Source organism: Dactylosporangium sp. CA-233914, from assembly GCF_050942935.1.
Classification (GTDB): Bacteria; Actinomycetota; Actinomycetes; order Mycobacteriales; family Micromonosporaceae; genus Dactylosporangium.
In genome coordinates, this window is sequence record NZ_CP192030.1 from 10,698,547 (window position 1) to 10,716,457 (window position 17,911).

Genomic DNA, 17,911 nt, shown 5'->3' on the forward strand with positions numbered 1-17,911 from the left:
GTAGCTGAAGCGCTCTGTCCGTCCCCAGCCTTTTGGAGTCGCCTGATGCTTCGTGCCGTTGTCGCCCTCACCGTCGCCGCGAGCCTCGCCGTCGCCTGCGGTAGCACTCCCAAAGCGGACCCGAAGGCGGCCCCGAACGCCACGGGCGCCGCGCCGCCGGCGGCCTCGAGCGCGCCGACGACCTCGCCAGCCCTCGGAGCCTCTCCAGCGCGGAAACTGCCAACGGGATACCGCCGAAGCCGGACGCGGTGACGCAGGCCGCATACATCGCGGACCTGAAAGCGATCGACCCGGCGATCGTCGGCGGCAAGGACGAGGGCAGGATCGTCGGTCGCGGCCGCGACCAGTGCTCCAGCATCAAGTCGTTCCCGAACAACGGGGCGAAGCTGGTCGACCTGACGAACAAGAGGTTCACGGCGCCGAACCACCCGGAGGTGTTCGAGTTGGTCGAGGCGGCGAGGATCCTCGACGTGGTCCACAAGCGGCTGTGCCCGACGTACCCGATGGGCTGAGCAGGGCGGGCGGGTCAGCTCCAGGACGCGCGTCGGCGTGACAAGAACCGGTCGCCGCGTGCGGCAGCGGCACGGTAGGCGCGGGCCTCTGGTGTGTCCTCCCGGGTCCACTTTGGTGCGGGCCGTTCCCCGTCAGCGCAGCGGTTGTGGATCCAGACGTCGGCGCGCATCGTGATGAGGGTGCCGATGCGCCACCCGCCCCGGCATGACGGGCAGTTTCCAGGCTGCTTGGCGCGGATCACCGCCGCCCGATTGGTCTTCTCGGCGCCGGCCGCTGGCTGGTTCGAGCTGGGCGTGATGCGCGGCGGACGCTGGGCCCGTTGGCCCGGCTCGTCCGGGTGCTGACCGCTGCCCTGCCGGGGGATGGGCGGCAACGCGATGGGTTCACCGCGGCGCAGATTGCCTTTGGCGACGCCCATCGCACGCCGGGACACAGGCTTGGGCGGCCGGCCGGCGTCGGGCGCCGCTTGGGCGTCCATCGCGTGATGGCGTTGGTCGAGGGGGATGAGACGCTGCGGGTGTACCCGGGCCAGGGCCTTCCCCCGCCGCATCGTGCCGGTCGCGCCCGGGTTGATGACAACCCGGCAGGGTTCGCCGTTGACGGAGAAGCAGACGGGGCACAGCAGCGGATGCTTCTGCGGAGCTGGGCGTTTCGGCAGGCGGTGCATCGTCATGGCGGTGCCGCGGGTGCCCTTCATGGCGGAGAGTTTCTCACCCTTCGGTGGCGTCGGCGGTGAGGCGTGCCGACGATCAGCGGACCCGTTCCCGCCAGCCGGCTGAGGCCGGGAGGATCGGTCGATGGCGATCAAGCCAGAACCTGACCTGGTCGAAAGCTTGACGGGCAAGTTCAGCCGCAGCGCCGATACCGTGCACGCGTACGCGTCGGGCTGGATGTCGACCCTCGTTGTTCGCGCCGCACGGGAGCACGGGGAACGCTGCGACGGCTGCCCAACCTGTCGCGACCTGAGTGAGCTCCAGTCAGGTGTCGCCGCGATCCAGATCCTCAACCCGCCGCCGGTCGAGGTCCTCGACCCGAACCGAGTCCGCACCGCGCCAGCCCCGCCCACCGGCGACGACACCCTGCAGCGGGAGCTGCTCGTCGTCGCCGCCGGTCGACTTTGCACCGCCTGACCCATGGAAGAGACAGCCGCGCCCGGCCGGCGCCACCTGCAGCGATCGGCTGGTAGATGCGGCTTGAGCTGTCAAGCTGGCTGCCTGTTGGCACGCGCGGATTGTGGCGATGAGTGCGCGCCTGATCACGGTCGGTTGCCGTCCTGGACGGCCTATCTCTTTTGGCATGCGGTTTTGCCCGGTGGGCGGGCGTGCGATCGCGTTGTGCCGTGAATCGGATGCTTTCACATCTATACCCCTGGTGACGGCTCTACGCACTGCTGGCGGTGAGTCGGTGAGAGTCGGTAGGCCGTAACCCGGTCTCTATTGCTTCATCGGGTGGTGCGGATTCCATCCGTTGAGGTGTGGGCGTAGGTCTTCCGGGCTCGGTTCGATGGTGAAGTTGACAGTTGCGAGCGTGGGTGTACCGACGGTGGGGTCGATCGTGTCGGCACGAGTGCGTGCCCAGGCCAGCCATGCGGTGAGCTCGCCGTCGCTGGCCTCCCGACCTGCGGCGGCGTGTTCGAGAGCGTCGCAGAACGCGCGCATGTTGACGGCGTTCTGCCACTGCTCCATCGCGGTGTGGAATGTCGTCCTGCGGTACTCCTCCATAGCGAGGTGGCGGGCCTTTGTGATGGCCTGCTCCCACTTCACCTTGCGTTCGAGGTCTCGGCGGCGGCGCTCCTCGGCTGCCTGTTGTTCGGCAAGTCTCGCCGTGGCCTGCCGTTCCTGCTCGCGCTGCCGGAAGGCGGCGGAGATCTGTTCTTGCTCCTCGATGGCCTTGATGATGTCGGCGACGATGCGACCGGTCTGCTGTTCCAAGCTTCTGGTCGGGGTGTCGCGCCAGGTGAGGGGCTGGCCGGACTGGAACTTGCTGACTTCGAGCCGGAGGCGGCCGGTGGCTACGCTGTCGAACTCCGGGATGTCTGCCCAGGGGCGGAGTCGTTTGGTCCGCCGTTCGTCGGCGGTGAGCACGTGGGGTACCTGGTCGTACTCCTCGAAGAACTCGAGCGAACGCCGCGCGCTGCCGAACTTGGCGTACGGTTTCGGGCTCTTCGTGGTGAGGTTGACGCCGACGCGGCACTTTCGGGCCATCCCGGCATCGTTGATCGCCCGGAGCAGAGCGAGCACGCGGGGGATCGATTCCGGTGCTACCCGCAGGTTGGTGGGGTTCTGTTCGAGGGCGCCGTAGTCGGCCGCCGCGATGGCACGTTCGTCGGCCTGGCCGAGCCGTAGCCGATTCCAGTCAGTGTCATAGGGCTGCGCCGCTGAGTACAGGCGGATTATGAGGTCACCGGTGTTGCGACCGGTGTGCCGGAGCTCGTAGCCATCCGGCACGAGTTTGTGCTGTTTGGCAGCGTGGATGGCGCGTCGATAGCTCGCGCGGGTGTCGATGTCCGGGTCCGAGACGACTACGGTGCCGCCGCTGGTTTGGAGCCGCTCGATCAGCACGGTCGCTTCTTGGATCGCGGCCGGTTGCGCCGTCGGCTGCTGGCCCTTTCCGCCTGGGGCCGTCTGCCTGGGCGAGTTCTCCGAAGGGTCACCGGTCGTCGTGTCGGTCGCTGTTGGGTGCTGGCCGTTGTCGAGGTAGTAGCGGCCGCGCTCGGTCAAGGCTGCGAACCACCGACCGTCCCGACGTGACACCGTGACCATGCGCCGGCCTTGCAGGGCCCGCGCGGTGTGTTTTGCGCCTTCGCCGGGCATGTCCGCGTCGGGGCATCCGGCCTCTACCCAGCGCAGCACCTCGACTTGGTGCGGCTTCAGCGGCGCGGTGATGTCGACCATCGGGCAGTTATACCGACCAGTTCCCTCCCCGGCATAGACCCTCATCATCCGGTAGGCGTAAGTCATCGGTCGATGTCAGAGTGGTCCGGTACACCCGGGTCTCGCTGCCTCGCAGCAGGTTGGCATCTGAAAGGGCGGTTCAGGTGGGGTTCGATGCATCGCAGTTCGTCGTCGGTGACGAATGGGCGTACCGGCTTCGCGACACGGCACCCTCGGAACGCGTCCGCATCAGGGCTGTCACACCGAAGAAGACCACCGCGAGTATCGAGGTGGAGTTCCCCGACGACGGTCATCGTGTGCAGACCGTGCCGTCATCTCGGCTGAAAACCCGGTGGGTGGATGTCGAAGCCTACGACACCCAGCAGGCGGCCTGGCAGCGCATCGCCGACTTCGAGCTCGACTCCGTCGAACAGAGCGCAGTGGGAACCGTCTACTCCGCTCTCATTCCGGAGGAGGTGGCAGAGTTGGACTGGCGTCCGGTCGAGAACGCCATGATCATCAAGGATCGCGGCGCTGGCCGACATCCTTCAGGGGTCTGTCGAGGAGATTCTGGCGAAGGTCGAGTGGTTCGCCACCGACGAAGGCACGGTCGTTTCGCCGGCCGGCACGGTCCTGATCGCGGAGGTCGCCTGCCGCGCGCACTCGCACACCATCCTCGAACACGTGATCGGTGAGGAGGCCGAGGCCCGACACAAGTGCAAACACGGCGGCCCGCACCCGTTCCGTAAGGGTGAGGAGTCCAGTCCGGAATGGGAGTACCAGTGGTACCGCAAGTACGTCCGGCCTGAGCACGAGCTTCTACGGCAATGGTGCGGCCACCGAGCCGTCGCCGCCCACGAGCGCCTCACGGCTGCTGAAGCGGAGAACCACCGCCTCGACCTACTCGTCGTGCAACTCATCAAAGCGCTCGACCTCGCCGGCGAAACCGCGCAAGCCGAACAGTTCGCCGAGGAGCACGAACGCGACCGGATCACCCCCTACCTCGCCCGCCCCGTCGTCGACCGCCCACTGCACTGGTCCGAGATGCCCGTACGCGAAGTCCAGGTCTACCGGCGTCGCCACTGGTAGACAGCCGTCTACCATAGGCGCGCTCCTCCTCGGTGCACCCACGCGACACCTCGACAACCTCGCTGCGGGGGACGAATCCCAAGTGGGGCACGACCGTTCAGCCGACGGCCAGCAACGTTGCGGCAATCGCACCGCTCCAAGTGGTCGGCGTCGGGCGGGGCCACGGCCATGACCATGATTGTCGTGCCTACCAACGACATCGACCGGCAGCGAATCAGCAAGATCAAAAGTTCTTTAAGTGATCAAGCTTGCGGAGCTCGCGCCGCCGGCCAGGGGTACGTGATTGACAGCATGCCACGAATAGGCTCGGCTGCGGCGCTCGATCAAGACGAGTGCTACCTGGCTGACCCGGACGGTGACGGTGTCGCCTGTATTGAGCCGCTCGACCGCGGCGATGGCTTGCGCTGCTGGTACGTCAGCGTTGCAGTACGCGATCGCCACGTGCGGGTGGAACCCCGACGGTCTGACCCGGATCCGTGGATAGGGATACAACACGGCGTGGCATAGATGAACGGATGCCTTGTCAGCAGGGATGATTGGACTTGTCTAGGGACCAATCCGTCGCTGTGAGAAGGACACCCGTTCGGTGCAGAGGATACCTGGTTTGGCAGGTCGGGTGCGTGTCGGCGCACCGGACGCGTCGTTGACGCCGGTGTCGGGTGTGGTCGCGGTGGCCGAGTTGGTCGGCCGGTTGGGCGTGACCGCCGCGTTGGACGACGCAGTCGGTGCGATCAAGCAGCGGGACCGGGGCCTGTCCGCGGGGCAATTCCTGGTCGCGGTGGCGCAGGCGCAGATGTGCGGTGCGCAGTTCTGGACCGGGCTGGACCGCCGCCGTGCCGATCCGGCCGGGGAGGCGCTGTCGGCGGTGGCCACACCGGCCTCGACCACCGCGGTGCAGCTTGCTGACCGGTTCGGCCCGGCCCAGGTGGCCGGGGTAGAGGAAGGCATCGGGGAGATCGTGGGCCGGGTGGTGGGACTGCTGCCGGCCAGACGGCGCGCGGTGCTGCGTACGGGTGGGGCCACCATCGACCTGGACGGCACCGATGTGGAGTGCTACGGGGCCAAGAAGGAAGGGATCGCCTACAGCTACAAGGGTGCCCGGGCCGGGCGTCCGCACGTGGCCACGTGGGCGGAGGCCGGCCTGGTCACCGCGGCGGACCTGCTCGCAGGGGACGAGGACCCGCGCCCGGGGGCGGGGTCGCTGATCGAACGCAGCGTGGCCACCCTGCGCGTGGCCGGGGTCAGCGTGCGGCCGAAGGTGCGCGGCGATGTGGGCTACTTCGCCAAGGACATCGCGGCCGCCGCAGTGGCGGCTGGTTGCGACTTCTCCCTGGGGGTGACCCGCAACCCGGCGGTCTGGCGGGCCGCCGCCGCGGTCCCGGACACGGCGTGGCACACGGCAAAGCGGATGAAGGGTGCCCAGGTTGCCGTCTGCGACTACGCGCCGGCCGGGTGGCCACCGGGCACCACGTGCGTGGTGCGGCGGGTCAAGGTCCGCGCCGCCGACGTCTCGACCGATCCACGGGCCCGTCGCCGGCGCACCATCCCCAAGGACCAACTCGCCCTGGCTCTGGACGGCCTCGTCGGCCACGTGTACGCGTACTCGTTCATCGCCACCAACCTGGACGTGTCCACCCCAGCCAGGGCGGTCGCGGTCGAGGCGTGGCACCGGATGCGCACCGACATCGAAGACCGCATCCGCGACGCCAAGCACGGCGCCGCGCTGCGGCACCTGCCCTCAGCCAGCCGGGCAGCGAACACGGTGTGGATGTGGGGTGCGCTGCTGGCCGTGAACCTGTCCGCCTGGCTGCAGGAACTGGCCGGTCTGGACGGCGGTGACGGACGCGGCCGGGCCCATCTGGGCACCCTGCGGCATCGGCTGCTGACGGTCCCGGCCCGGCTGGTCCGCCACGCCGGGCAGCTCACCCTGCGACTACCCCCAGACCAACAAGGTCTCACCGAAGTTCTGCCCCGACTGCGCCGACTACCGATCTGGACCTGACCACCAGGCCCGACCGGCCCGAACACCCCACCGAGACCAGCGAACCCGGCGCCACCGGGCCACAACCATACCCACCGGCAGAAACACCGCATCACCCATCGCCCATCAGCGATATGCGTCAATCACGCCGCCGCTATCCACGGATCCGGGTCTGACGGGGGCGTGCGGATATGCCGATAGCGTCGCGGTGCGAAGAGTGTCGCGCAGCTGCAGGAGCGGTTCGTACGGGACGACGCTGAATCCGAGCGCTCCAGGCGTGCCCCCGAGCCCTGCGATGGTGATGGTGAACGGCGGCAGGTCGCTGCATGCTTGTGCTGCGGCGGACACCACCGTGTGGAGTTGCTCCGGTGCGATGTCGCCGTCATATGCGACCCGGTCGAGCGTCATGTGCAGCTCGGTCAATGGTGTGAAGTCGTAGTACGGCAGCGGGATGCCGTCGCGGCAGCGCTGCGCCAAGGACTGCAGCTCGGTGCAGTGTTCAAAGGTCAGGTACCAGTAGTACGAGCGCCGCGTGTCTCTGCCTGCCCAATGGTTGCGCAGCTGACGAATTTCCCGGAAGCGCTGGAGTTCTTGCGCTGCAACGGATGCGGCGGCCGATGCGTGTTCGAGGCCGGCGTCGTTCACGACGGCACCTCGTCGGCGACGGCGTCGTGGACGGCCCGGATCTGCTTCGCGTCGCCCCATTGCCGGGTGGCATGCCGGACGAAGTCCATCGTCCGCTGCTGCACCGCGATGATCGGGCGGCCGGCCGAGAGACCGACGGCGTCGATAGCCAGGCGGCTCGCGCGTTCGAGGTCGCCGTGCTTGGACGCCACGAGCGCGGAGGCCTGGTCGAGCATGACCAGCGAGCGGCTCCACGGCGATCCGGAACGTGTGACCTCGGGCAGCGCCAGGCCGATGTAGCGGTCGACGTGGTCGGCCAGGCCGAGCGACACGTACGCCGTGGCGGCGTTACTTGCCGTCTGGGCCGGGCTGTAACAGTGGAACGAGACGCTGGAAGGGAATCCGTCTGGGGTGTCGTTGCGGGCCATAAGGTTGTATGCGCTGTCGACGGCTCGGTGCACACCGTCGGCGTCGCCGAGCTTGCCCAGTGCTCGGGCGACGCCGTTGACCATGAGCCGCACGCTTTGCGGGCCGGCGCTGGCGTGCACGAGGCCGTCCTCGGCGAACCGCAGCGCGGCGTCGTAGTCCTGGGCGTAGTACTCGCAGAAGCTCTGCAGGCCCCGTGCCCATGCCTGCAGGTTGGGTGTCTGCGCGAGTTCACCAAGCGTGAACGCCTCGGCGCAGTACGCTCGGGCCAGGTGGTGCTGGCCGTGCCCGACGGCAAGGTATCCGAGGAGGCCCGACGCTGCGACGGCGATCTCGAATAGTTGCTGGCGCTGCCCGGGATGGTTGCATTCCTCCAGCAGGGTCGCCACCCATGCGCGTTGCTTGACGAGCTTGGGCCGGATCTCCGCGTGATCGAACTGTTCGTAGCGGGCGACGATGTCGGTAACCAGGTTGCGCAGCTGCCGGATGATTTCCGGATCGATCGTCCGGTTGAGTCGATGGATCCGCTGCAGGATGGCCAGAACGTCCTGCTCGGAGCTGGTGTCTGGCGTGGTAGAAGTCTGGTCTTGGGTCAGGTCCGCCGCCGGTGCCGCGACCGGCAGCGGTGCGGCGGCGTGGTTCTGCGCAGGCCAGCTGCGGGCGGCCGTGTCGTCGCGGGGCGGGCGGGGGTTGTAGAAGCCGAGGTCGAGTGCGGCTGTGGCGCCGAGCACGCGTTGGAATGCGCTGCGCCGTGCGGCGGTCGGCCAGCGGTGTAGGCCGCGCTCGAGCTTGCCGATGTAGTTGGCGTCCACGTCGACGTCACGGACGCCGGCAGCGTACAGGTCTCGGTTCACCGCGTCGGCCAGCTCGCTGCGCGACATGGACCTGCCTGGGCGGGCCGGAGAGGTCAGTCGTCGCCGAGCGGCGGTGAGCAGGTGGTTGGGCTGCAGCGGCGGGTCGGCATGTGGCATGACGGTTCGCCTCCCTGCTTCGACTGCGGCGTGGCTCTGCCGATAAGCATGCCAGTCGGCGTGCGCCTGCTGTAGCTCGATGGGCCGGGCGGGTGGTGGAATGGCGATCCGATCACTGCGTTCAGGGGTGCGTGTTCGTGCTTCGTCTGGGCGTTGTCGGTGGCCTCGACGGGCGTCGGCTGGTGGTCATGACCTGGGCTGTTGCAGCAGTTGCGCGACGGCGGCTGCGGCGATGCCGATTGCGGTATCACGGCTGACATCGCGCTGGAGGTACGAGATGGTGCTGAAGCCGAAGACGTTGTTGGCGAGTTCGGGGGCAAAGGTGCGGATCCCGCGGTCGCGGTCGACGGTGACTGCACCTTCGCTGCCGGCCGCGCCGTGTCGGTCCCGGACCCACACGTTGAGCACCCCGTGGTCGGGGGCGCCCGAGGCCAGTAGCCGACGGTCCGGGGAGATCGCCGGGCTAACCCGGGCTGGATTGCCAAATAGCACCTCGCGCGGAACGAGCGGCGGCTCGGTACTCGGGTGGGGTTACTGCTGCTTCGTCTCGCCGGGACGAACGTCGCGCCGCATCCCCAGTCGATGACTGACGTTCGCCGCCGATCACGGCCGAGACTCCTTCGGTGTGACCGGTGATGTCGCCAGCGTCATCCGGCCACGAGCCCGTAGCAGGCGACATCGGCATCGGGCGGCAGCTGTCGCTCGTCGGGGTCGGGGCGCCACCGCGCGACCGACACCAACTGCGACCCCGACGGATCGAGCGGCATGGCAGCGCCATGTGCTGAGGTTGGGTCGACGATGTGCAGCCCAGCTACGAGACCGGCGATCTGTTCGCGGGACCGCGGCCGGTAGCGGATCTCGTTGCCGCGCTGCAGCTGCGGTATCCGGGCTGCGGTGTCGCTGCTGAAATGGTCGTTGGTGCCGTGGCTAAGCACAATGAAGCTGCCCGGCGCGAGCGCGGCGCGCAGCTCGGCAACCGCCCGGGTTGCCTCATTGTCGGCAAGAAAGTGCAGGACGGCGACCAGAAGCAGCCCGACCGGACGGGACAGGTCGATGGTGCGGTGCAGGCCGGGGTCGCGCAGGATCGCGGACGGATCACGCAGATCGGCCTCGGGTAGGCCGTCGCACCGTCTGGGTGGCTGGTGAACAGCGCCCGAGCGTGCGTCATCACGACCGGGTCGTTGTCGACGTAGACGACCCGGCTGGTCGGGGCGATGGCCTGTGCGATCTCGTGCGTATTCGGTTCCAGGGGGATCCCGACCCCGATGTCGAGGAACTGCCGGATGCCGACCTCACTAGCCAGGTATCGGACAGCGCGGTGCAGGAACCGGCGGTTTTCGATCGCGCCGGTCCGCACGCGCGGGAACACCGCAGCGATCTCGTCGCCGGACTTGCGATCGGTGGCGAAGTTGTCCTTCCCGCCCAGCCAGTAGTTGTAGCGCCGCGCGGGATGCGCAACGGTGGTATCGACCCGGTCGAGCGGCGCCGTGGGACCGATCGGCAGCTGGGTCATCGCGGCTCCTTCGATGCGGTGGCGACTGACGCTCGGCGAGTGCGGGACCGCCTCAGCGGGCCGGCGGCCAGACGCCAGAGGCTGGCGCTGAACGACGGCAGCTGCAGCGCGGTATGCCACTCGGGTTCCCCTACTTCCGCGAAGCCGTGCGCGGCCAGGCCAGCGGCGAAGCCTGGCAGGTGCATGGGACCCCAGATGAGCACGACGTCCTGGTCAGCAGCGAGGGCGGACTCCAGCGCATAAGCCGTTCGCTCGTGCACCATCACCCTGTAGACCAGGGACCGGCTGGACGTGCGGACCTTGTTGTTCTTGCTGGCGGCGGCGAGGTGCAGCCCGATAGCCATGCGTGCCCGAAACCGCTCGATCCTGCTGGTATCGGTATCGGGCCAGTCGACGGCGCGGAGCTGCCGCGCGGCGAACCGGCCCATGGCGGGCACTCCGATGCGCCGCAGAACCTCAACGCCAGACAAGTCGTGAAGCTCCCAGTGGGACGGGTAGCCGAGCGCGTCGACCTGGTAGGCCCAGCCGAGCTCCACGATCCGGCGCCGGTTGAGCGCAGCGGCCTGGTCCATGATCGCCAACACAGTCCGCTCCTGCGGTGCGGCGCCAATGTGCTCGCCGTCCACGCGCCCGGAGCCTTCGACGTGGACCACGGCCCGTGCCCCGCTCAGGGCGTCGATGCGTTCGCGCAACCGAGCGAAGTACGCCTCCTGACCGGCGTGGAGCGAGCCGATCACCGCGATCTCGCGGCCGCTGCCGGGGTGGGCGTATCGCCGGATCGGGGTTTGAACCTCGTTGTCGCCGACGCGGCGCAGGTGCATGGCCATTCAGATGTTCTCCTCAACATTGGCTGCGGGACGAGTCGCCACGACAGAGCGGATGCTGGCTGGCGGCGTGAGCTTGGCGACGGCGGTGAGCAGATGGGGGGCGACGAACGGCGGCTGGTCACCAGGGTCGGGTCGCCATTGGTCGGCGGGGACAAAGCCGGGTTCGAGGAGATCCAGGGCTGGAAGGTGCCGATCGTGCAGCAGGGCGGCGACATAGGCGGGGTGGCGCAGGTAGAGCGGGGTGGGGGTGGCGGCCAGCAGGCCCACAGCGCGGCGTTGCGCGGCGGCGCCGGCGGGTTTGAGGTCGGTGGTGAGGTGGGAGATGGAGAGGTAGCTGCCGTAGGACAGGGCCTCGGCGAGCCGGCGCAAGGCGGGGCCTGCTCCAGGACGGTGCGGCAGGTGGTGCAGCACGCCGAGCAGCAGCACCCCGACGGGCTGCGCGAAGTCGAGTAGGTCATTGACGATGTCGTTGTTGAGGAACGTTGCCGGGTGCTGCAGATCGGCGCAGACTGCGGCTGCCCATGGGAACGCGTCGAGGAGCGCAGCGTTGACGAAGGTGGTGATCGGGTCGATGTCGACATACACGACCCGGACGGCCCGCTCCCGATGTGGCAGGTCCATTTCTCTGTCGGGGCTCATGATGGCGGCGATGACTTCGTGGGTAGCGCCGTGCTGGGCGATTCCGGCGCCGATGTCGAGGAACTGCCGAACGCCGGCGCCGAGGAGATGCCGCACGATCCGGCCTTGGACAGCCCGCCCGGCCAACAGATGGTCGCGCATCGGTGGCCACGCCGCCTCGATGTCGGCGCCGAGTTTCCGGTCCACGGTCCGGTTGTAGAACCCGCCATAGATTCGGTTGGCGATCCCGGCCGTCGTCGGCGGCGCCGTGCCGTCTTCACGGACCCACGTCCGGGACTGCGGTGGATGGTGTGACGCACGGCGACGGTCGGAAGGCGACGCCCAGTGGTCGAAAGTCGGAACGGTGTGGATCATGTTCACTCCGGAGCCGCGGGTATGAGCCCGGTTACCCAGATCGTCAGGTGCCCCTGGGTGTGGGGCTTGGTGAAACGGCCACGGTGATCGTTCGCGCCGCGGCCGTTCGGCCACATCCGCGGCCCATTTGGTCTCTCGAACGGGCCGGGCCCGGTTGATGGGCAGCATGGCGACTCCTGCGAGATCGATCGGTGGTGCGGGCGAACTTGGTGCTCGTCCGGTCCCGGTGATACCGACGGCCTCACCGGGCCGAGCGTCTGACCAGGGAGCGCACGGGCTCGGGCGGCGAACCCGCGCGCTCCCGCCGTGCGCGCCGTGGCACCGACACACACGGGAGCCGACAACGCCCTCAGCAGGTGCGGCGTCATCGGACGTCCTTCCGGGCCGGGCTGGCCACGTTGGCGCTGCCGCCGCGGGCGCGATCCGGCGCGGGCCGTGCTGGGCGGTACGCCCGCCGCCACGCTCGGCCGCCCGGGATGATCCCGCCGCTGCTGCCGTCCAGCCCGCCGTGACGAGCAGCGCGATCAGGTCGTCGTCGAAGGCTGCGGTGTGCGCCCGGGCGCCTACCTGGTCGAGGTTGTGGTGGAACGCCGCGAGGAGCCTCCGCGCACCCAGGGCCGCGATCGGTCCGGCTCCTGCGGCGACGAGCAGCACCAGCAGGTGCACGGTCCCCGTGCCTGCAGCGGCTGTGGTGTGCAGAACGCGTTCGAGCTGTGACCACCGCTCGGCGTACTGCTCGTCAACGACCTTCCGCCGGGTCGTCGCCACACGCGGCAGTTGCGTCGGTGCGGCGGTCCAGATGAGCAGGCCGGTGCGGTCCTCAAGCAGCCAGGCACCGCCGCCATGCTCGACGGCACCCTCGATCAGCAGCGCCAGGTCGTCGATCAGCGGGTAGACCGCCCCGCCCGGGCCGAGCCAGCCGGTGACCAGGGGATGCAACGCGACAACGTCGGTAACGGTTTCCGCTGCGGCCCTCGCCCACCCCCGCCCCGGCGGCACAGCAACGATCCTGGCCCGCCCGGTCACCGTGAGCCTCCGTGTTCGGCTCGCCACGCGCGGGCCCGCAGCGGCGAGCCCGCCGATGCATGGGCCTGGCGGTCGCGACTCATTGCAGGAACCCCCGCCACAAGCCTCCGCGGTTACGTGGGTGACCGGCCGCGGCTCGGATCCGCTGTGTGCGGCGGTGTGGATAGCCGAATTGGCACAAGCTGGCGTGCGTGGCGTCCGGCTGGATGATCCACCCGACGGGAAGCCGCACTGCGGAACGGTCGTTGGCGTTTGGCGGCCGGTAGGAACGCATCGCCTTGGCGGTACGTCGTGCGGCGGTGCGGTGCTGGCCGCAGGCGTCGTGCAGGGCGGCGAGCTGCAGCAGCGTGGCGACGCTGGTGACGTTCGCGGCGCCGTACCAGGCTGTCCAGCTTTGCCGGGTCTCGACGAGCTCGTTGAGCGCGGTCGTGCAGTAGCCGGCGGCGTGCCGGGCGACGGCCAGCTCGACTCGGGCCGCGTGCACCCGCAGGTGGGCGGCATCCAGCTGATGAGTGAGCTGGCTGGCCACCGTTTCCCACACGTCGATGGCGGCTGTGTCGAGCCGGTAGGCGGCCAAGACAGTGCCGAGCAGGACGGCCGCGGCGATCGTCCGCTCATCCCCAGCGCCGTATCGGGTGGTGGCGCTGCGGTAGGCGTACCGGGCCCACCGCAGGCTCAGCCAGTCCGCGACCTCGTGCGGGCGCAGGGTGCCGGCGTACAGGGCGGCCGCGGCGATCACGTCATCGCGCGGTGGTGCTGTGGCCGGGTCGACCTCCAGCAGCGCAGCCCGCATGATGGCGATAGCCGCAGGCCGGTGACCTCGCGCCAGCTCGGCCCGAGCCAGGATGGTGAACGACTGCAGGGCGCCCCTGGGCACCCCCTGTGGGGCGTGCTCCTGCCGTGCGGTCGGGCCGTTATTCATCGTTCGCTCGTCTCGCGGTGGCAGCCGCCGGACCAGTAGCTGTGGTTTCCGCTGCTCGGGGGCGGCGTCGTGGTCGGATCGTGACGCCGGAGGCGTGCAGCACGTGGTGGGCGGTGCCGTAGGAGCACCCCATCCGCTTGGCGACCCTGCGGATGGACAGGCGCTCGTCAAGGTAGAGCCGCGCCATTTCCTGTGCGAGGTGCGGCGCGTCCCACCTCTCTCCGTCAGCAGGTGCTGCCATCGATGTGGTCCTCCAGGTCGGTCACGGCGTGCTGGCAAAGGTTGGCGCCATCCGGCGTAGTGGTGTAGTCCAGTGGTCGGGCAGTTCACGGCGTCTCCGTGGAGCGTGCGAGCAGCGTCGCGAGCTGGTCGTGGCGCGCTGAGTCCCCCGATCGCCCAGCGGGGCCGGTGAGGGCAATCCGGCCGCAGCTGCAGTGCCGATCGGTTCGGCGTTGCGTCGCCGGAAGCGGCGGTCGAGGACGGTGCCATCGGTTGGTGCTTTCATGCGGCGAGGGATCGGGCGTGCGCGGCGCCGTTCGAAATCGCGACTGGCAACGGGTGTGGAGGTGTGCGCGGCTCATGTCTGCTCCGGTTGCCGGTCAGGCGGTCCGGTCACGGGAGTCAGCGCGCCGTGGTGCAGCAGGTGGAGGTTGGTGGTGGCGCGGGCGCTGGCCGCGTCGGGGGTGGTGCGCAGGATGCCGGTGCCGGTGTCGGCGAGGGTGGGGATCAGCGTGTCGATGTGGGCGGCGAGGGGGGCGGCGAGCCCTTCGGTGGGTTCGTCGAGTAGCAGCACCTTCGGCTGGGTCAGCAGGGCTCGGGCGATGGCCAGCATCTGTTGTTCGCCGCCGGACAGTTGCCCGCCCCGGTGGCTGAGTCGGCCCGCGAGGGCGGGGAACAGTTTCAGGATTCGGTCGGGGGTGTGTGGGCCGGGCCGGGTGGCGATGTGGAGGTGTTCGGCGACGGTGAGGGTGGCGAACACGCGCCGGCCCTGCGGGACGGTGGCGATCCCGGCCCGGGCGCGGCGGGCGGTGGAGTGGCCGGTGATGTTCCGGCCGTCGAGGCAGATCCTGCCGGCCGCGGGGCGTAGCAGCCCGGCGATGGTGTGTACGAGGGTGGTCTTCCCTGCGCCGTTGACGCCGGTGACCACGCACACCTGGCCGGGGCAGACGGTCAGGGTGATGTGGTGCAGGACGGTGCCGCCGGCGTAGCCGGCGGACAACTGCTCGATGGTCAGCATCCGGGGACGTTCCGATCGGGTCGCGGGTAGGCGGCGGCGACTTGCGGGTGCTGCCACAGCGTTTCTGGGGTGCCGGTGTGCAGGTGCCGGCCGTGGTGCAGGGCGGTGACGGTGTCGCACACGGCGGCGATCAGGTCGAGGTGGTGTTCGACGAGCAGCACGGTGACCTCGGCCGGCAGTGCCAGGAGCTGGTTGGTGATGAGGTCGCGGTCAGCTGTGGCGAGACCGGCGGCGGGTTCGTCGAGCAGCACCAGCCGTGGTCGGGTGGCGAGCACCGCGGCGAGTTCGAGGAGCCGTCGCTGCCCGTGGGACAGCGCGCCGGCCGGGGTGTGGGCGTGCGGGGTGAGGCCGACGGTGGCGAGGGCGGTCATCGCCGCGGTCCGCAGCCGGCGGCGGCGCCGGCCAGGCCACTCGGGCCTGTGGTGGTGGGGCCAGAGCGCTGCGACGACGTTGTCGACGGCGGTGAGGCTGGCCAGGATGGCGGGGGTTTGGTGGGTGCGGCCGATCCCGGCGCGGGCGCGGCGGTGCACCGGCCAGCCGGTGATCACTTCGTCCTGGTAGTAGATCTGTCCGCTGGCGGGGTACAGGGTGCCGGCGATGAGGTTGAGCAGGGTGGTCTTGCCGGCGCCGTTGGCGCCGATCAGGCCGTGCCGGCATCCGGCGGCGATCTGTAGGTCCAGATGGTCGACGGTGGTCAGTGCCCCGTAGCGATGGGTCAGCCCGGCAACCTCCAGCACCGGTGCGGCGGGGTCGGTCCAGGGCGCGGAGGCGGTCACGGCTTCGCCTCGGTCCGGGCGGCAGCGGCATCTGGGCGGGTCCGGTGGCGGGCAAGACGGGCACGGACCCGGCCGGGGATGCTGGAGGCGGCGGTGAGGGCGCCGTCGGGCAGCAGGTAGACGCACAGCAGGTACAGGCCGCCGACGAGGGCAGGGGTGTGACCAGCGAACGGCCCACCAGCGACGTCGCGGGCCGCGATGATCGCGGCGAGGCCGGCGAGGGTGCCGGTGATGCTGCGCCCGCCGACCGCCCCGGCGAGCAGCGCGATCGCGGCGGTGTCGAACCCGGCGTCGCCGGGGGTGATCGCGTGCTGGACGGTGACGAGCAGCGCGCCCCCGACCCCGGCCAGCGCCCCCGCGCCCACGTGCGCGGTGTAGAGGTAGCGGGCGGTGGGGTGCCCGGAGGCTTGCATCCGCGGCTCGTGGTCCCGCACGCCGCGCAGCAGCATCCCGGCCGGGCCGCGCAGCACCAGCCAGACCACGGTCAGGCAGAGCCCGGCAGTGGCGAGGCAGTACCAGTAGGTGGCCCGGTCGGTGCCGAGCTCGCCCAGGCCGGGCAGCGGGCGGACAGGCGGCAGGAAGTTCAGGCCGTTGGTGCCGCCGGTGACACTCGTCCACTGATCGGCGGCGGTGACGGCGAGGTTGCCGATCGCGACGGACACCATCAGGTAGACGGTCCCGCGGGTGTGTACGAGCAGCAGCCCGGTCAGCGCGCTGCACCCAGCCGCCGCGGCGGCGGCCGCGGCGACCTGGACGACACCGACGGTGCCGAGGGGATGGTGGTGGCCGGCGAGGATCGCGGTGGTGTAGGCGCCGACGGCGAACGGGGCGGTCTGCCCGAGGGTGGGTAGGCCGGCGTGTCCGGTCAGCACCGACACCGACACCGCCAGCAGCGCCAGGGCCAGGATGCGGGCGGCGGTCGCCGTGGTGTACGGGTCGGCCCAGTACGGCAGGCTTACGCCGGTACCGGCCAGTCCGGCTGCGGCCAGGAGCCGTCCTGCGGCGTGTGACCGCTGATTCGGCCGGAACAGGCCGCTCGGTGCTGCCGCAGACCGCTGGCCGTCGGCGAGCGTCGGGGCTACGGCAGGTTCTGGGTGGGTGGCTGATGAGGTCGGCGGCGTCATGCCGGCCTCCGCATGGTGAGCCGGGCGCGCAGGCGCGGGTGCGCGGCTACAGCCATGACGATCGCGAGCGCGGCCATCAGCATGAACGGCGCGGCGTGCGGTGCGACGGCGACACCGAGGGTCTGGACCTGCCCGACGGCCAGGGCAGCCAGGAACGTGCCGCGGATGTTGCCCAGCCCGCCGAGGACCACCACGACCAGGGACAGCAGCATGATGGTCGGCGCGGTGCCGGTTCCGGGGCCGATGATCGGCGCGCCGAGGACCCCGCCCCCGGCGGCCAGCCCGCCGGCCGCGGCCAGGACCCCGGTCTGCACGACGGCGGGCCGGATGCCGATGGTGGCGAGGATGCCCCGGTCGTCGACGCAGGCCCGCACGACCGCGCCCATGCTCGTGCGGTAGATGACCAGGTGCAGCCCCGCCGCGAGGGCAGCACCGACTGCGATGAAGACCAGCCGATAGGTTGGATAGCTCGCCGTGCCGACACGGAGGGAGCCGGCCAGTGGCGAGGGTGGGGCGGCGGGCAGGTCATCGGCGCCGAAAACCGTGACGAGCAGTTCCCCGCCGATGCCGGCCACGCCGAGGGTGAGCATCACCTGGGCCAGGTGTCCGCGCCCGGCGATCGGCAGGTGCGCGAGCGCAAGCCCGGCGCCGGCGGCTGCCCCGGTGAGCACGGCCACGGCCAGGGCCACGGTGAACCCGCCGAGTGTGGCGCCCGCCGCGGTGCTGAACGTGGCGGCGGTGTAGGCGCCGATCGCGTAGAAGGTGCCGTGCGCCAGGTTGAGCACGTCGGCGACCCCGAACGCGAGGGTCAGCCCGGCGGCGGCGGTGAACAGCAGCAGTCCGAACGCGACACCGTCGACGATGTTGAGCCCATAGGTCGTCACCACCGTTTGCTCCTTCATGCGGTGCTGTCTTGGTCAGTGGCAGGCCCGGCTGGTTTCGGCGTACGGCCGGGGCTGGGTGGTGGGGCTTGGTGCGGTGCGCGGCCCCGGCTCGCAGCGGTGTGGGCCGCGCAC

Annotated in this window: 21 protein-coding genes and 1 pseudogene; 7 read left to right on the forward strand and 15 right to left on the reverse strand. The window is 70.0% G+C overall.

All coding sequences use genetic code 11. From position 1 onward, the window contains the following. Positions 1-248: 248 nt before the first annotated feature. The gene (locus ACQPY0_RS47510; protein WP_432976622.1) at positions 249-512 is read left to right on the forward strand and encodes a hypothetical protein; all 264 of its coding nucleotides are present in this window, start codon (positions 249-251) and stop codon (positions 510-512) included. A 14-nt stretch (positions 513-526) separates the two neighbouring features. Here ACQPY0_RS47510 and ACQPY0_RS47515 read toward each other — a convergent pair whose 3' ends face one another. After that, positions 527-1,210: a hypothetical protein gene (locus ACQPY0_RS47515; RefSeq protein WP_432976625.1), complete on the reverse strand. Its 684-nt coding sequence runs from the start codon at positions 1,208-1,210 to the stop codon at positions 527-529. Positions 1,211-1,310: 100 nt separating this feature from the next. Between ACQPY0_RS47515 and ACQPY0_RS47520 the strand changes: the two genes are divergently transcribed. Next, complete coding sequence (locus ACQPY0_RS47520) at positions 1,311-1,643, forward strand: hypothetical protein (protein WP_432976628.1); 333 nt, start codon at positions 1,311-1,313, stop codon at positions 1,641-1,643. Between the two features lie 303 nt (positions 1,644-1,946). Here ACQPY0_RS47520 and ACQPY0_RS47525 read toward each other — a convergent pair whose 3' ends face one another. Further along, positions 1,947-3,407, reverse strand: coding sequence for a hypothetical protein (locus ACQPY0_RS47525; protein ID WP_432976631.1), 1,461 nt, complete (start codon positions 3,405-3,407; stop codon positions 1,947-1,949). Positions 3,408-3,550: 143 nt separating this feature from the next. Here ACQPY0_RS47525 and ACQPY0_RS47530 point away from each other — a divergent pair, with 143 nt between their 5' ends. From ACQPY0_RS47530 to ACQPY0_RS47545, 4 genes are all read left to right on the forward strand, one after another. Further along, positions 3,551-4,081: a hypothetical protein gene (locus tag ACQPY0_RS47530; protein WP_432976634.1), complete on the forward strand. Its 531-nt coding sequence runs from the start codon at positions 3,551-3,553 to the stop codon at positions 4,079-4,081. Continuing rightward, entirely contained in the window at positions 4,071-4,475 is a 405-nt protein-coding gene (locus tag ACQPY0_RS47535) for a hypothetical protein (RefSeq protein ID WP_432976637.1), read from the forward strand. Before ACQPY0_RS47530 ends, ACQPY0_RS47535 begins: the two co-directional genes overlap by 11 nt. Before the next feature lie 183 nt (positions 4,476-4,658). Then, positions 4,659-4,982 carry a hypothetical protein gene (locus ACQPY0_RS47540; RefSeq protein WP_432976639.1) on the forward strand — a complete coding sequence of 108 codons (324 nt, stop codon included), beginning with the start codon at positions 4,659-4,661 and terminating at the stop codon, positions 4,980-4,982. 97 nt (positions 4,983-5,079) lie between these two features. Further along, the gene (locus tag ACQPY0_RS47545) at positions 5,080-6,477 is read left to right on the forward strand and encodes an IS1380 family transposase (protein WP_432976613.1); all 1,398 of its coding nucleotides are present in this window, start codon (positions 5,080-5,082) and stop codon (positions 6,475-6,477) included. Positions 6,478-6,582: 105 nt separating this feature from the next. On the opposite strand, the gene ACQPY0_RS47550 is transcribed toward ACQPY0_RS47545, so the two are convergent. The 7 genes and pseudogenes from ACQPY0_RS47550 to ACQPY0_RS47580 all read right to left on the reverse strand — a co-directional run bounded on the left by ACQPY0_RS47550 (position 6,583) and on the right by ACQPY0_RS47580 (position 11,978). Further along, positions 6,583-7,101 carry a 2'-5' RNA ligase family protein gene (locus ACQPY0_RS47550; RefSeq protein ID WP_432976641.1) on the reverse strand — a complete coding sequence of 173 codons (519 nt, stop codon included), beginning with the start codon at positions 7,099-7,101 and terminating at the stop codon, positions 6,583-6,585. After that, positions 7,098-8,477: a hypothetical protein gene (locus ACQPY0_RS47555; protein ID WP_432976644.1), complete on the reverse strand. Its 1,380-nt coding sequence runs from the start codon at positions 8,475-8,477 to the stop codon at positions 7,098-7,100. Before ACQPY0_RS47555 ends, ACQPY0_RS47550 begins: the two co-directional genes overlap by 4 nt. Positions 8,478-8,663: 186 nt before the next feature. Further along, entirely contained in the window at positions 8,664-8,876 is a 213-nt protein-coding gene (locus ACQPY0_RS47560) for a hypothetical protein (RefSeq protein ID WP_432976647.1), read from the reverse strand. A 248-nt stretch (positions 8,877-9,124) separates the two neighbouring features. Next, on the reverse strand, positions 9,125-9,580 hold the full coding sequence (locus ACQPY0_RS47565; RefSeq protein ID WP_432995683.1) for an SAM-dependent methyltransferase: 456 nt from the start codon (positions 9,578-9,580) through the stop codon (positions 9,125-9,127). 71 nt (positions 9,581-9,651) lie between these two features. Then, positions 9,652-9,990, reverse strand: a pseudogene (locus tag ACQPY0_RS47570) (SAM-dependent methyltransferase); the annotation flags it as partial. Continuing rightward, positions 9,987-10,817, reverse strand: a complete 831-nt coding sequence (locus ACQPY0_RS47575) for a hypothetical protein (protein ID WP_432976649.1) — start codon at positions 10,815-10,817, stop codon at positions 9,987-9,989. The pseudogene ACQPY0_RS47570 and the gene ACQPY0_RS47575, both read right to left, overlap by 4 nt. Next, complete coding sequence (locus tag ACQPY0_RS47580) at positions 10,818-11,978, reverse strand: SAM-dependent methyltransferase (RefSeq protein WP_432976652.1); 1,161 nt, start codon at positions 11,976-11,978, stop codon at positions 10,818-10,820. A gap of 381 nt (positions 11,979-12,359) precedes the next feature. On the opposite strand from ACQPY0_RS47580, the gene ACQPY0_RS47585 reads away from it, so the two are divergent. Then, positions 12,360-12,527, forward strand: coding sequence for a hypothetical protein (locus tag ACQPY0_RS47585; protein ID WP_432976655.1), 168 nt, complete (start codon positions 12,360-12,362; stop codon positions 12,525-12,527). A 388-nt stretch (positions 12,528-12,915) separates the two neighbouring features. Here ACQPY0_RS47585 and ACQPY0_RS47590 read toward each other — a convergent pair whose 3' ends face one another. The 6 genes from ACQPY0_RS47590 to ACQPY0_RS47615 form a co-directional block, all read right to left on the reverse strand. Next, complete coding sequence (locus tag ACQPY0_RS47590; RefSeq protein WP_432976658.1) at positions 12,916-13,758, reverse strand: hypothetical protein; 843 nt, start codon at positions 13,756-13,758, stop codon at positions 12,916-12,918. After that, a complete protein-coding gene (locus tag ACQPY0_RS47595) occupies positions 13,751-13,999 on the reverse strand; it encodes a helix-turn-helix domain-containing protein (RefSeq protein WP_432976661.1) in 249 nt (82 codons plus the stop codon). Before ACQPY0_RS47595 ends, ACQPY0_RS47590 begins: the two co-directional genes overlap by 8 nt. Before the next feature lie 336 nt (positions 14,000-14,335). After that, positions 14,336-14,995, reverse strand: a complete 660-nt coding sequence (locus ACQPY0_RS47600; protein ID WP_432976664.1) for an ABC transporter ATP-binding protein — start codon at positions 14,993-14,995, stop codon at positions 14,336-14,338. Beyond that, positions 14,989-15,771: an ABC transporter ATP-binding protein gene (locus ACQPY0_RS47605; RefSeq protein ID WP_432976667.1), complete on the reverse strand. Its 783-nt coding sequence runs from the start codon at positions 15,769-15,771 to the stop codon at positions 14,989-14,991. Before ACQPY0_RS47605 ends, ACQPY0_RS47600 begins: the two co-directional genes overlap by 7 nt. After that, on the reverse strand, positions 15,768-16,895 hold the full coding sequence (locus tag ACQPY0_RS47610) for a branched-chain amino acid ABC transporter permease (protein ID WP_432976670.1): 1,128 nt from the start codon (positions 16,893-16,895) through the stop codon (positions 15,768-15,770). The genes ACQPY0_RS47605 and ACQPY0_RS47610 overlap by 4 nt, the downstream gene beginning before the upstream one ends. Next, entirely contained in the window at positions 16,892-17,782 is an 891-nt protein-coding gene (locus tag ACQPY0_RS47615) for a branched-chain amino acid ABC transporter permease (protein WP_432976673.1), read from the reverse strand. Before ACQPY0_RS47615 ends, ACQPY0_RS47610 begins: the two co-directional genes overlap by 4 nt. Between the last annotated feature and the right edge of the window lie 129 nt (positions 17,783-17,911).